Annotated in this window: 10 protein-coding genes and 1 tRNA gene; 7 read left to right on the plus strand and 4 right to left on the minus strand. The window is 66.9% G+C overall.

Annotation, left to right across the window (positions count from 1 at the left end; genetic code table 11):
• Nucleotides 1-3: 3 nt before the first annotated feature.
• From ACJRPG_RS01750 to ACJRPG_RS01760, 3 genes are all read left to right on the plus strand, one after another.
• Nucleotides 4-1,005, plus strand: a complete 1,002-nt coding sequence (locus ACJRPG_RS01750; RefSeq protein WP_407998321.1) for a class 1 fructose-bisphosphatase — start codon at nt 4-6, stop codon at nt 1,003-1,005.
• A gap of 56 nt (nt 1,006-1,061) precedes the next feature.
• A tRNA-Thr gene (locus ACJRPG_RS01755) sits at nt 1,062-1,137 on the plus strand.
• 93 nt (nt 1,138-1,230) lie between these two features.
• On the plus strand, nt 1,231-1,839 hold the full coding sequence (locus tag ACJRPG_RS01760) for a GAF domain-containing protein (protein WP_407998322.1): 609 nt from the start codon (nt 1,231-1,233) through the stop codon (nt 1,837-1,839).
• Here the strand turns inward: ACJRPG_RS01760 and ACJRPG_RS01765 are convergent.
• Both ACJRPG_RS01765 and ACJRPG_RS01770 read right to left on the minus strand, forming a co-directional pair.
• Nucleotides 1,791-2,981 (minus strand): sensor histidine kinase, encoded by a 1,191-nt coding sequence (locus tag ACJRPG_RS01765; protein ID WP_407998323.1) that lies wholly within the window; start codon nt 2,979-2,981, stop codon nt 1,791-1,793. The genes ACJRPG_RS01760 and ACJRPG_RS01765 overlap by 49 nt on opposite strands.
• The gene (locus tag ACJRPG_RS01770) at nt 2,971-4,314 is read right to left on the minus strand and encodes a sigma-54-dependent transcriptional regulator (RefSeq protein ID WP_407998324.1); all 1,344 of its coding nucleotides are present in this window, start codon (nt 4,312-4,314) and stop codon (nt 2,971-2,973) included. The genes ACJRPG_RS01765 and ACJRPG_RS01770 overlap by 11 nt, the downstream gene beginning before the upstream one ends.
• A 163-nt stretch (nt 4,315-4,477) precedes the next feature.
• Here ACJRPG_RS01770 and ACJRPG_RS01775 point away from each other — a divergent pair, with 163 nt between their 5' ends.
• From ACJRPG_RS01775 to ACJRPG_RS01785, 3 genes are read left to right on the plus strand one after another with little or no spacing between them, the layout of a single operon-like run.
• A complete protein-coding gene (locus ACJRPG_RS01775; RefSeq protein ID WP_407998325.1) occupies nt 4,478-5,764 on the plus strand; it encodes an efflux RND transporter periplasmic adaptor subunit in 1,287 nt (428 codons plus the stop codon).
• A gap of 25 nt (nt 5,765-5,789) precedes the next feature.
• A complete protein-coding gene (locus ACJRPG_RS01780; RefSeq protein WP_407998326.1) occupies nt 5,790-6,467 on the plus strand; it encodes an ABC transporter ATP-binding protein in 678 nt (225 codons plus the stop codon).
• Between the two features lie 9 nt (nt 6,468-6,476).
• Nucleotides 6,477-8,921, plus strand: coding sequence for an ABC transporter permease (locus ACJRPG_RS01785; protein ID WP_407998327.1), 2,445 nt, complete (start codon nt 6,477-6,479; stop codon nt 8,919-8,921).
• A gap of 7 nt (nt 8,922-8,928) precedes the next feature.
• Here the strand turns inward: ACJRPG_RS01785 and ACJRPG_RS01790 are convergent, their stop codons facing one another.
• Both ACJRPG_RS01790 and ACJRPG_RS01795 read right to left on the minus strand, forming a co-directional pair.
• Entirely contained in the window at nt 8,929-10,053 is a 1,125-nt protein-coding gene (locus tag ACJRPG_RS01790; RefSeq protein WP_407998328.1) for a branched-chain amino acid ABC transporter substrate-binding protein, read from the minus strand.
• 70 nt (nt 10,054-10,123) lie between these two features.
• Nucleotides 10,124-11,863: a coiled-coil domain-containing protein gene (locus ACJRPG_RS01795; RefSeq protein WP_407998329.1), complete on the minus strand. Its 1,740-nt coding sequence runs from the start codon at nt 11,861-11,863 to the stop codon at nt 10,124-10,126.
• A gap of 164 nt (nt 11,864-12,027) precedes the next feature.
• Between ACJRPG_RS01795 and ACJRPG_RS01800 the strand changes: the two genes are divergently transcribed.
• The gene (locus tag ACJRPG_RS01800; RefSeq protein WP_407998330.1) at nt 12,028-12,435 is read left to right on the plus strand and encodes a hypothetical protein; all 408 of its coding nucleotides are present in this window, start codon (nt 12,028-12,030) and stop codon (nt 12,433-12,435) included.
• Nucleotides 12,436-12,444 lie beyond the last annotated feature (9 nt).

A 12,444-nucleotide genomic window follows, 5' to 3' on the forward strand; every position in this document is an offset into this window, starting at 1 on the left:
AACATGAAACGCATCAGCCTCACGCAGCACCTCGTTGAAGAACAACGCCAGCACAACACCATTCCCGCCGAGCTGCGGCTCCTGATCGAAGTGGTGGCGCGCGCCTGCAAAACCATCAGCCACTCGGTAGGCAAGGGCGCACTGGGCGAAGTGCTGGGCGCCCTGGAAACGGAAAACGTGCAGGGCGAAGTCCAGAAAAAGCTGGACGTCATCTCCAACGAAATCCTGCTGGAAGCGAACGAATGGGGCGGCCACCTGGCCGCCATGGCATCGGAAGAAATGGAATCCATCCATCCGATTCCCAACCGCTATCCGAAGGGCGAATACATGCTGCTGTTCGATCCGCTGGACGGCTCCTCCAACATCGACGTCAACGTCTCCATCGGCACCATCTTCTCCGTGCTGAAGGCGCCGGAAGGCATGGGCACGCCGACCGAGAAGGACTTCATGCAGCCCGGCAGCAAGCAGGTCGCCGCAGGCTATGCCGTCTACGGCCCGCAGACCATGCTGGTGCTCACCACCGGCAATGGCGTCAACTGCTTCACGCTGGACCGCGAAATGGGCTCCTGGGTGCTCACCCAGAGCAATATGCAGATCCCGCCGAAGACGAAGGAATTCGCCATCAATATGTCGAACCAGCGCCACTGGCATCCGCCGGTGCGCCGCTATATCGACGAACTGCTGGCCGGCAGCACCGGCCCGCGCGGCGCCGACTTCAATATGCGCTGGATCGCCTCCATGGTGGCCGACGTGCACCGCATCCTGAACCGCGGCGGCATTTTCATGTACCCGGCCGACCTGCGCGACACCTCGAAGCCGGGCAAGCTGCGCCTGATGTATGAAGCCAACCCGATGGCCTTCATCGTCGAGCAGGCGGGCGGCATGGCCACCGACGGCAAGCACCGCATCCTCGACATCCAGCCCGAAAAGCTGCACCAGCGCGTGCCGGTCTTCCTCGGTTCGCGGGATGAGGTGGCGGTGGTGACTGGCTACCACCACGAATAAATGTTACGCCCGGTACTAGACCGGGCCCGGATTTCTTTGTTAGAATATTGCTCTTTGCCGGTGTAGCTCAGTTGGTAGAGCAGCGCATTCGTAATGCGAAGGTCGTAGGTTCGACTCCTATCTCCGGCACCAGAATTTGCAGCAAGATCAAAGGCTTACGTGCTCCGGTACGTAGGCCTTTTGTCTTTTCGGCTATACTGCGGATTCACCAGTCTGGGGGCGCATATGGCTGCAACGCCGATTCATCTGAGCGATGTGCTCATCACGGCGCAACTGGCGGCGCGCCGGCAGCGCACGGTAGACAAGGCGGCGGAGGCGGAAGGGCTGGCGGCGATTGCCGGCAGCATGTCGTATGGACGCGACGCGGTGCTTGCCGCCATCTGCGAACTGGCCCTGAAGCTTTGCCAGGCCGGATCCTCCGGCATCAGCGTGCTGGCCGAAAATCCTGAGGAAGGTTTCACCTGGGATGCAATGGCCGGTGTCTTCGCGCCCTACCTGCATGGCCGCGCACCGCGGCACCACAGCCCCTGCGGCATTACCATCGATGCCGGACAGCCGCAGCTTTTCGCGCGGCCCGACCGCTATTTCGAGTGGCTGGCTGCGCCCGGCATTCCCGTTCATGAGGGACTGGTGGTCCCGCTCTTCAGGGCGCAGCGCGAGCCCTATGGCGCCATCTGGGTGATGACGCATTCGCCGGGCGCCTATTTCACGCAGGAGCATGCCGCGTTGATGTCGCAGCTTGGCGACCACGTGTCGGCCGCGCTGCGGATACAGGTGCAGCGCGATCAGAACGTGATGAAGAAGCGCGCGCCCGACTTGACCGGCCGCGCGTAGCGCAGGGCGCCGCCGTTGCGGTGGACGAGCTGGCGGGCCATGGCCAGGCCGATCCCGCTGCCGCCTGCCTTGGTCGAAAAAAATGGCGTGAACAGACTGCCCGCAAGGTGATCCGGCACCCCTGGGCCATTGTCGCTGACTTCGATGCGCAGGCGGCCGCCCCGCGTCAGCCGCGCCGCAACGGCAATCACCGGCGCAGGCTGGCCGGCGGTGGCTTCCACGGCATTGTGCAGCAGGTTGACCAGCGCCTGCTCTATCTGGCCCGCATCGGCCATCAGTTCGATCGATTCAGGCTCCACGCTGAAGGAGGCGGCGGCGAACAGGGCGCCGAGCCGTGCGAACATCCCGCTCACCACAATGCGCTGCGGCCGCGCCTCCGGCACGCTGGCCAGCGTGCGGTAGCCGCCCGCGAAATGCGAAAGGCTGCCCGCGCGGCGGCCGATTGCGTCCAGCGCGGTATCGAGGTCGGTCCGCAGGTCATCGGGCAGGGCCGCTTCCCGCAGCATGTCGCGCGATGTCTTCGCCAGCGATGCAACCGGCGTCAGGGAATTCATGATCTCGTGCGTGAGCACCTGCACCAGCTGCTGCCAGGCGCGCATGGCTTCCGCCTCCAGTTCATTTTCCATGGGCAGCAATGCAATCAGGCGCTGGACGCCGCCCTCGACGGTGATCATGTTGGCGGCCGCCAGCGCGCGTTCGCGGCCCGCCTCCGTTTCATACTCGATTACGCGGCGCTGCCCTGCGGGCATCGCGGCGAGCAGTTCGCGCAATGCCGCTGCGTCGCTTACCCTGCCGGGCGCCATCAGGCGGCGCGCGCCGGCATTCAGGCAGCCGGCATCCGCCCCGGGAGGCGCGCGGAACAGCGCAACCGGCGCATGCTCCAGTTGCGCCTCCAACTGCAAGGCGTGTTCCGAAAGCCGGGCCACGTCTCGCGGCAGCCCAACGGGAACCTCCAGCGGCATGGCCGCGGAGGCGCGGAGGCGGCGGACGGCGCGCCACAACAGGCCCGCTCCGGCGGCTGCCGCCAGCGCGCAACCTGCAAGCGCCACGTCGGCACGCACTTGCCAGCAGTAGCCCGCGACCGCCGAGGCCAGCGACAGCAGGAGGCCGCCGGCGGCGGCATGCACGGCGTCAGAGCCCATGCTTCTCCAGTTTCCGGTACAGCGCGGCGCGGCTTACGCCGAGCAGGCGCGCGGCGCGGCTGATATTGCCCTGCACCTGGTCCAGGGCAGCCGTGATGGCGCCGCGTTCCAGCGCATCGAGGCGTACCGTGTCCGCTGGACGGGTGGCAGGCGTCTCTGCGCCCGGCGGCTGCATGTCCGGCGCCGCCGCAGCCAGGCCGAAATCGTCGCTGCGGTAGGCGTCCGCGTCGCACAGGATCACGGCGCGCTCGCAGGCATGCCGCAGCGCGCGCACATTACCGGGCCATGCATGTGCGCACAGTGCGCTGAGCGCGGCGGGGGATACCGCGCGGGCCGGCTTGCCGTACTGCTGCTGATAGTGGGCCAGGTAGTGGTTCAGCAGCAGCGGAATATCTTCGCGGCGCTCGCGCAAGGGCGGCACGCGGAGCACGATGGTGTTGAGGCGGAACAGGAGGTCGGGCCGGAACAGCTGGGCGTCATACAGCGCTGTTTCAGCAAGATTGGTGGCGCTCACGATGCGCACGTCGATCGCCTGCGCGCGGTCCGCGCCCAGCGGCGTGACCTCACGCCGTTCCAGCGCCGTCAGCAGCTTGGCCTGGGCAGGCAAGGGCAGGTTGCCGATTTCGTCGAGGAAGAGCGTGCCGCCGGAAGCGGCCTGGAAGCGTCCCGCGCGGTCCGCACGGGCATCGGTAAAGGAACCTTTGCGGTGGCCGAACAATTCACTTTCCAGCGTGGATTCGGGCAGGCTGCCCATGTCCACCGGCAGGAAGTGCTGTGCTGCCCGGCGCGAGGCATCGTGAATGGCGCGCGCAGCGAGTTCCTTGCCCACACCGTTCTCGCCGAGGATCAGCACATTGGCCTCGGTCGGCGCCACGCTGGCGATCAGGCGGCGCAGCTGCTTCATCACGGCGGAATCGCCCATCAGTGCGCTGGCCTGCTGGCCGGTGGCGGCAGTGCGCTGTGCCAGTGCCGCATCCACGGCGGCCGCGAGGCGTTCGTTATTCCATGGCTTGGTGATGAAGTCAAAGGCGCCGAGTTTCATTGCCTCTACCGCGAGTGCGACATTGGCGTAGGCCGTCATCACAATCACCGCAGGCGCAGCTGTGCAATGGCGCAGCAGCTGCAGCACCTGCATGCCCTGCTCGCCGTCGATGCGGCCCGGCGTGAAATTCATATCCAGCAGCACCAGGTCCGGTGGATCATCCTTGAGCCGCTGCGGCAGGAGGGCCGGATCGGCCAGCGTGCCGACCGTTGCGCCGCGCCGCCGCAGCAACAGCTGCGCCGCATAGGCGACGTCTGCATCGTCTTCCAGGATGAGGATATTGGCTTGCATGGCCGGCTGATTCTAGCAGCGGCGGATTGGCCGAAGCAATGACGGCGGGCGAAGTGTCCGGAATCGAACACTTCGCCTGTCCGCTTGCGAACGTTCTGCCAGCCCAGGCCTGCCGCCAGCTTCGGCTACGCGCGTGGCATGGAAGTTGCAAACGGCTGTCTGCATGACGATCAAACCTGCCCAGTTATCCGGAAGCCTGATGGACCAGCCGCTTGCGCCGCGTGCGTGGCACAGGCGCTGGCGGGGCGCCGCAGCTGCGGCTGCAGCGCTTGCGCTGGCTGCATGCGTTCTGTGGTTCCTGCTGCCGGACGGTATGGCCGTGCCGCTGGCCGACGTGCGCATCGCGGCCGTGCAGCGCGGCGTATTCCATGACGATATCGCCGTCCGCGCCAGCGCTGCGCCGCTGCATTCGATCCTGCTCGATGCGGTGGAATCGGGCCGCGTGGAGGAAGTGTTCGTGCGCGATGGTGCGCAGGTGCGCCGCGGCGAGCCGCTGTTCCGCCTGTCGAATCCGCAGCGGCGGCTGGAAGTGCTGGCGCGCGAAGCGGAACATGCGCAGCAGATCTCTAACCTGACGAATATGCGGGTGGCGATGGAGACGGCGAGCACCGCGCGGCAGCGCAACGCTTCGGAGCTGGCATTCGCATTGGCGCAGGCAGAAAAGCAGCATGCGCGCAACCAGGCGCTGGCCGCACGCGGCTTCCTGTCCGCCGCCGCGCTGGACGAATCGGCGGACCGGCTGGCGCAGCAGGCGCTCCTGTTACGCACGGCGCAAGCCAGCAATGACGCGGAGGCGCGCATCCAGCGCGATGCCATCCGCCAGATGGAGCAGGCAACCCGCAGGCTGGAAGACGGCCTGCAACTGGCGCATGCCACCGCCGATGCGCTGGTGGTGCGCGCACCTTCCGATGGGCGCCTGACGGATTTTCACCTGCAGCTTGGCGAGGCCGTGAAACCGGACCAGCGCATCGGCCGCATCGATGACGAAACGCGCTTCAAGCTGCTGGCGCAGATCGATGAGTACTACCTGAACCGCATCCGGCCGGGCCAGCAGGGACGCGCGCAAATGACGGCGCAGGCGGCCGCGCTCACCGTCAGCCGCATCTTCCCGCAGGTTCGGGACGGAAAATTCAATGTGGAGCTGGCCATTGCGGACGATGCGCGTGTGCAGCTGCTGCCCGGCCAGGGCGTGGATGCCTACATCACGCTGGCCGCGCCTGCGCAAGCGCTGCTGCTGCCCAACGACGCTTTCGCCGGCGATGGCGGCGGCGCCTTCGTCTACGTGCTGGAGGCCGATGGCCGCCATGCCGTGCGGCGCGCCATCCGCAGCGGGCGGCGCAGCCACCGGCAGCTGGAAGTGCTGGATGGCCTGAAGGAAGGGGAGCGCGTCATCGTCTCTTCCTACAAGGCGTTCGGCGAAAGTAATCGGCTCGAACTGGGCCGGAAATGACACAATGACTGAAACGGGAGACTGCATGCTTAAACTGACCAATGTCAGCAAAACCTTCGAAGGCGGCGAAGTTCGCACCAGGGCGCTGGACCGCATCAACCTGGACATCGAGGCCGGTGAATACGTGGCCGTTACCGGCCCATCCGGCTGCGGCAAATCGACGCTGCTGTCGGTGCTGGGCCTTCTGGATACGCCCGATAGCGGCGAGTGCTGGTTCGAAGGAGAGAACGTGGCCGGCTGGAGCGAGGCGCAGCTGAACCGCCTGCGCCGTGGGCGCATCGGCTTCATCTTCCAGAGTTTTAACCTGATCGAGGAACTGTCGGTAGCGGAGAATGTGGAACTGGCGCTCGAATACATGAATGTGCCGGCACGCGAGCGCCGCGAGCGCGTTGCCGCCATGCTGGACAAGCTGGGTGTGGCGCACCGCGCAAAGCACCGTCCCTCGCAGCTGTCGGGCGGCCAGCAGCAGCGCGTGGCAATTGCGCGCGCACTGATTGCGGGGCCAGCCCTGCTGCTGGCGGACGAACCGACCGGCAACCTCGATACGGCGCATGGCGATGAGGTGATGCGCATCCTGCGCCAGATTAACGCAGAGGGCACCACCATCGTGATGGTGACGCACTCGCCCTCGCACGCCGCCCAGGCATCACGCACGCTGCGTTTGCTGGATGGCCGCATCCTCGTCGATGCGCTGGCGGCATAAGGGGGCAGCATGCGGATCAGGGACTTTCGCACCGGCTGGCGGGCCTTGTTGCAGGAGCCTGCCTACTCGCTGGTGGTGGTGCTGGGACTCGGCACCGGTTTTGCCGCCTTCCTGCTGCTGATGGGCTTTGTGCGCTACTCATGGCAATACAACAGCCATGTGCCGCAGGTGGACAATGTATATGTGGTGAAGCAGCGCGACAATGTGAATCCGCTGGAGCCATGGTTCGACCAGTCGCCGCTGCTGCTGAGGCCCGCGGCCATGAAGCTGCCCGGCGTGGAGGTGGCGACTGCCTACATTCCTGCGCGCCCGCAAGTGACCGGCATGACCGTGCGGGCGGGCGGCACGCTGTTCCAGCTGAACGGCCTGACCGTGCTGCCGGGCTTTGTTGAAACACTGGGCATTACCGCCATACACGGCGATGCCGGCCGGGCGCTGGTGAATCCGGAAGGCATCGCACTGACCGAAGCGGCTGCCAAACGCCTGTTTGGCAAAAGCGATATTGCCGGCAGCAGCCTGCACATGGAGGGCAAGCTGCTGCGCGTGGACGCAGTGCTGGCGACACCGCCGGCGAATTCCACCGTTCCTTTCGAAGCGCTGGTTGGCGCCAATTCCGTCACCGGCGAGGAAGTGCTGCGCAAGGAATTGCTGACCGGCGAAATGGGCTGGTGGGGCAAGGTGCTGCTGCGCCTGAAGCCCGGCGTGGCGCCCGCGGATATCGCAGCGGCCCTGCAGCAGACCATCGACCAGTCGCCGGTGGTGCAGAACCAGTCGCCGGAAACGCGCGAACGCATCGGCAAGCGCAAGGTGATGGATGTGGTGTTGTCGCCGCTGCGCGATGCCTACTTCGACCGGCAGGTGGCAGAGAACCACATTTCCGCGCCGGGCGACCGTGGGCATCCGGCCGTGGTGGCAGGACTGGGCGTGATTGCGGTGCTGATCCTGCTGCTCGCATCCGCCAACTATGTGAACCTGGCGGCGGTGCGCACCTTGCGGCGCCAGCGCGAAATGGCGGTGCGCAAAGTGCTCGGCGCTGCACCGCGCCAGATAGCGCTGCAGCTGCTGGCCGAATCCATGCTGGTTGCCATGCTGGCGGCCCTGCTTGGCCTGCTGCTGGCGTGGGCTGCGCTGCCGCTGTTCTCGCAGCTGGTGAACCGCCAGCTCGCAGGCATCGCCACGCTGGAGAACTTGGTGCTGGCGCTGCTGCTGGGCGCATTGCTCGGCGCTGCCACTGCAGCATATCCGGTCTGGATTGCCTTACGGGTGCGGCCGGCCAGCGTACTGGCCGGGAAACCGGATGCTGAATCCACGCAAGGGGCTTTCCTGCGCCGCGCCCTGACGGTGCTGCAGCTCGCAACAGCCATCGGCCTTGCCAGCGTTACGCTGACGATTGCATGGCAGACGCAGTTCGCCATGCAGGCATCGGCAGGTTTTGACGATTCAAGGCTGCTGGTGGTCGATCTTCCCGGCTCTTACCGGGACAGCGCGGAGGCGCGCAACTTTGCCGCCGCCCTCAAGGCGCACAAGGAGGTGGCGGGAGTTGCCGTCTCCGGCGACGCGGTGGGCCGTACCCGCTCCTCCTGGATGCAGGACATCAAGCGGCCGGGCGGCCCGAGCGTCTCGGTGGATGTGCGCTCGGTCAGCGCCAGCTTCTTCGAGGAATACGGCATGAAAGCGGTGGCTGGCCGCCTGTTCGATGCGCGGCTGGACAAGGATGACGACGCGGTTCCGGTGCTGATCAATGCCATCGCCGCGCGCCGGCTCGGGTTTTCGGATCCGGCTGCAGCGGTAGGCGAGATCCTGCCGTTTACCGATTTCAGCGGAAAGGTCATTCACAAGCGCGTGCTCGGCATTGCACCGGACATCCGCTACCAGTCGCTGCGCGAGGCGCCGCGGGCCGTGCTGTATGAACTGTGGACTTTCGGCCAGACGCTGACGGTGCGCAGCAATGCACCGCTGGCCGAAACGGAAGCGCTGGTCAACATGCTGTGGCCGAAGTACTTCCCCGAGGCGCTGCTGCGCATGAGCAGGGCAAAGGATATCCTGGCAGAGAATTATGCCGAGGAGGCGCGTATCGCCCGCCTGCTGGCATTGGCCAGCGCGCTTGCCTTCGCGATTGCCGCTTTCGGCACCTATGCACTGGCCGCGCATGCGGTGCAGCGGCGCGCGAAGGAGATTGTGCTGCGCAAGCTGCATGGCGCCGGCCCGGCGGCAATCGCAGGCCTGCTGGCGCGGGAAATGGGACAGCTGCTGGCGCTGGCTTCCCTGCTTGGCATGCCGGTAGCTGCATTGACGATACAGCGCTACCTCGCGCCCTATCTGGAGCGTTCGCCGCTGGCTTACTGGTCTTTGCTGCTGGCGCTGGGCGCGACGTGCCTTGTCGCGCTACTGGCCCTGGCGCGGCACGCGCGTGCGGCGGTCCGGATGCGGCCCGCCGACGCGCTGCGCGTGTGATGGAAGCTTAGTAGCTGGTCAGCGCGGAAGGCTGGCCGTTCCTGAAGGTGAAGATGGTGACAGGGGAGGACTTCATGTCTCCCTTGCCATCGAAGGCATAGGTGCCCGCCACGCCGGCGTAGCTGCCGGTGGAGATGGCGCCGGCCACGCGGCCCGGATCGATCGAGTTTGCCTTCTGCATGGCCGCTGCGAACAGCTGCACCGCATCGTAGTAGGACGCAGCGTAGACGTCCGGGTCCGCACTGAAGCGTTTCTTGAACTTCGCCTTGAATGCAGGGCCGGCCGCCGCCTTGTCCAGCAGTGCGCCGCCCTGCGAACAGAGCACGTTTTCGCCAACCGCTTCGCCGCCCAGCTTGCCCATTTCGGCGGTGCAGATGGTGTCGCCGCCCAGCAGCTTCGCGTTGATGCCCAGCGCCTTGATCTGGCGCGCCATCGGGCCGCCCTGCGGGGCATAGCCGCCGAAGAAGATCGCTTCCACCTTCTTCGACTTCAGGCGGGTGAGGATGGAGGTGAAGTCCACGGCCTTGTCGCTGGTGTATTCGTGGGCCGCCACCGTCATGCCGGAGGCGCGCGCCTGCTTCTTGAATTCGTCGGCAAGGCCCTGGCCGAAGGCGGTGCGGTCATCGATGACGGCCACGGTCTTCATCTTCAGTTCCCTGGCCGCATACAGCGCCATCTTGGAGCCGAGCTGCGTGTCGCTCGCATTCACGCGGAACAGGCTGCGGTAGCCCTGCATCGTGAGCTTGGGATTGGAGGCGACGGTTGCCACCACCATGCCTGCGTCGTTGTAGACGCGCGAGGAAGGAATCGCGACGCCCGAGTTGTATGGACCGACGATGTATTTGATGCCGGTGTCGGCGAATTTCTGGGCGACGGAGACGCCGGCTTTCGGGTCGCCCTGGTCGTCTTCCGATACCAGCTCGAACTTGAGCTTCCTGCCGCCGACCGTAATCGGTTTTGCGTTCAGTTCTTCGACCGCCAGGCGGGCGCCGTTTTCATTGTCCTTGCCGGAGAAAGCCTGTGCGCCCGACAGGGGGCCGCTGTGGCCGATCTTGACCACCACGTCCTGCGCCATTGCGCCGGCCGCGAGGCTCGCCAGCGCGAACGCGCCCAGGGAATGCTTCACATTCATCGGATCTCCCGTCGTTTTAATGAGAATCCGTGAATTATCCACGATCCCGACCATACCGCAAGCAAAGTATTCAGGGCCGGCCTGGCTGAATATCGTCTGCGGGCTGCACTCGGGTGACCGGGCGCACCGGCGGATTCGGCTCCTGCCGTGGCGGCGGCGCATTGTTCTGGACCGGAGCGCCGCTGGCCTGGCCGCCCCCTCCCAGCCGGTAGGCCGCCACGGCGGCGGCAATCGACGGATCGCTCGCAATGCGGCGCGCCGCTTCCGCGCTGCCCGGCTGCAGGGCGCCCGGCGGCACCGGCGCGGCATTCGCTGGCGCACCCGCTGCGCCGGTGGCTGCCGTGGCCGGGGTGCTGCCCGGCTGGCCGGCGATGGCATTGATGCCGTCTTCGCTGCTGCCGCTTGCCGCCGCGTTTGCGGCCGGCGTGCCCGGAACCGCTGCACCGGCCGGAATGGTGGCGGGGCTGGCCAGCGACGCCTGCGTGCGCGCTGCACTGTCGGCGGCAATCTGCGCGGCGGCGGGATTCGCGCTGCCGGCGGCAGAGGCGGCGGCGATGCGCGCGTCCGCTGCGGCTGCAGCGGCGGCCTGCACATTGAAGGCGCTGTCCGCGGCGGAGCGAGCGGCCGCGCCGGCCGCCGCCTGCGCAGCCTGTTCGCTGTGCAGCGTGGCCTGGCGTTCCAGCTGGCGCGCCTGCAGTTCGGCGGCGGCGTGCCGGCGTTCAAAGGCCTGCAACGTTTCGCCGCGGTCCAGCAGGCGCGCTGCTTCCTGCTCCGCGGCCAGCCGGCGTTCCTGTTCCAGTGTGGTGGTCTGCTGGCTGGCCAGCTGTTCGCGCTGCACGGCCTGCCGCTCCATCTGCGCCGCAAGGGTCTGCAGTGCGGCGCGCTGCTGCTCTTCGCCACGCAGCTGTGCCAGTATCGCTTCCGCTTCCTCTGTGCGGAACGCGCGCTCCGCCGGCTGCGGCGGGAGCTGCGCCTGCTGCGGAACGGGCTCGCGCGCAGCTGCCTGGCGCGCTTCGGCCAGTTGCCGGTCGAGCAGGCGCTCGGCCGCAATGCGGTCGTCCGCCGCTGGGCTGTCATCGCGTGCCGCCATCTGCGCAACAAGCGTGGCGCGCGCCGTGTCCAGCCTCTCCGTGGCGAGACGGTCCTGCTGCGTCTGGACCGCCTGCCGCTGCTCCGCTGCTGCGGCGGCTTCGCGGCGCCCGGCTTCCATGCGGGTGGCGAGGGCTTGCGCGGCGGCGTCTTCCTCCGCGGTGCTGGTGAGCTGGCGCACGGTGGCCGCCTGCTGTTCCGCCAGGCGCTGTGCCTGCGTCGCTTCTTCCTGCTGCGCCGCGAGTGCCGACTGGGCGATATCGCGTGTTGCGGCCAGACGCTGTTCGGCAAGGCGATTCTCCTGCATCTGCACCGCCTGGTTCTGCTCTGTTCTCGCGGCGACTTCACGGCGCCCGGCTTCCATGCGGGCGGCGAGGGTTTGCGCAGCGGCGTTCTCTTCCGCGGCGCGCGCGGCTGCCGCCTGCTGCTCCGCCAGGCGCTGCGCCTGCGTCTGCTCCAGCGGCGTGGCTGCGCCCTGTACAGCCGGGTTGCCGGCGCCGGACAGCGCGCCGGGCTCCGCGCCCGCCGCCACGCCGGCTGCCACGGCCGCCTGCTGCTCCTGTGCCGCGAGTTGCTGGCCCAGCGGCGATACATCGACATCGGCCGATGCGGCTTCCTGTGGCGCAGCCGCCCGCACGGCCGTGCCGGACGCACTGGCCGGCGTTATACCCGCCGCGCGGTACACGCCCGCCGGGTCTACTGCAGAGATAGGCGTATCCATGATTCACCTCCAATCATTCCCGCAAGCATGCACCCGCGTCGCGCGCATGTCGGTGGGCCAGCGAACGCAACCCGACCTTTGTTAGATGACGCACGGTAAAGCAAGGGTGATCGGCCTATTGTTGTCCATGCAAGCCCGCATCCACCAACGCACAAGGAATCATCATGGATAACACCAACGACAAAAACGCTACCGGCAGCGTAACGCCGATCGGCAACAACACCCGCAATGACTTGCACAGCAGCATCGACAAAGCCGCCGACAAAGGCGCCGCCGCTGCGGAGCGCCTGGCCACCGGCGCGCGCGACACGGCCGACAAGCTGGCCGAGAAAATCCCGGCCGCTACCGACCGCCTCGTCAACAAGGCGCACGAAGGCGTGGACAAGATCAGCGAGGGCGTGAACAGCATGTCCGGCAAGCTGAGCGACAAGGCAGGTGAACTGAACGTTGCCTACCATCGCCTGGCCGAATCCGGCCGCAGCTATGTGCGCCGGAGCCCGGGCGTGTCGGTGCTGGTTGCGCTGGCCGCGGGCTATGCCGTGTCGAAGCTGCTCGGTTCGCGCAAGCACTAAGCCTCACGC

Origin of the sequence: Pseudoduganella rhizocola (genome assembly GCF_045984285.3) — a bacterium.
GTDB lineage: Bacteria > Pseudomonadota > Gammaproteobacteria > Burkholderiales > Burkholderiaceae_D > Rugamonas.

Excerpts from the sequence above, each read along its gene's own strand:
- ACJRPG_RS01770 (WP_407998324.1), bottom strand. The coding sequence starts at position 4,314 with ATGCAAGCCAATATCCTCATCCTGGAAGACGATGCAGACGTCGCCTAT.
- ACJRPG_RS01795 (WP_407998329.1), bottom strand. The coding sequence starts at position 11,863 with ATGGATACGCCTATCTCTGCAGTAGACCCGGCGGGCGTGTACCGCGCG.
- ACJRPG_RS01780 (WP_407998326.1), top strand. The coding sequence starts at position 5,790 with ATGCTTAAACTGACCAATGTCAGCAAAACCTTCGAAGGCGGCGAAGTT.
- ACJRPG_RS01760 (WP_407998322.1), top strand. The coding sequence starts at position 1,231 with ATGGCTGCAACGCCGATTCATCTGAGCGATGTGCTCATCACGGCGCAA.
- ACJRPG_RS01765 (WP_407998323.1), bottom strand. The coding sequence starts at position 2,981 with ATGGGCTCTGACGCCGTGCATGCCGCCGCCGGCGGCCTCCTGCTGTCG.
- ACJRPG_RS01775 (WP_407998325.1), top strand. The coding sequence starts at position 4,478 with ATGACGATCAAACCTGCCCAGTTATCCGGAAGCCTGATGGACCAGCCG.
- ACJRPG_RS01790 (WP_407998328.1), bottom strand. The coding sequence starts at position 10,053 with ATGAATGTGAAGCATTCCCTGGGCGCGTTCGCGCTGGCGAGCCTCGCG.
- ACJRPG_RS01785 (WP_407998327.1), top strand. The coding sequence starts at position 6,477 with ATGCGGATCAGGGACTTTCGCACCGGCTGGCGGGCCTTGTTGCAGGAG.
- ACJRPG_RS01750 (WP_407998321.1), top strand. The coding sequence starts at position 4 with ATGAAACGCATCAGCCTCACGCAGCACCTCGTTGAAGAACAACGCCAG.
- ACJRPG_RS01800 (WP_407998330.1), top strand. The coding sequence starts at position 12,028 with ATGGATAACACCAACGACAAAAACGCTACCGGCAGCGTAACGCCGATC.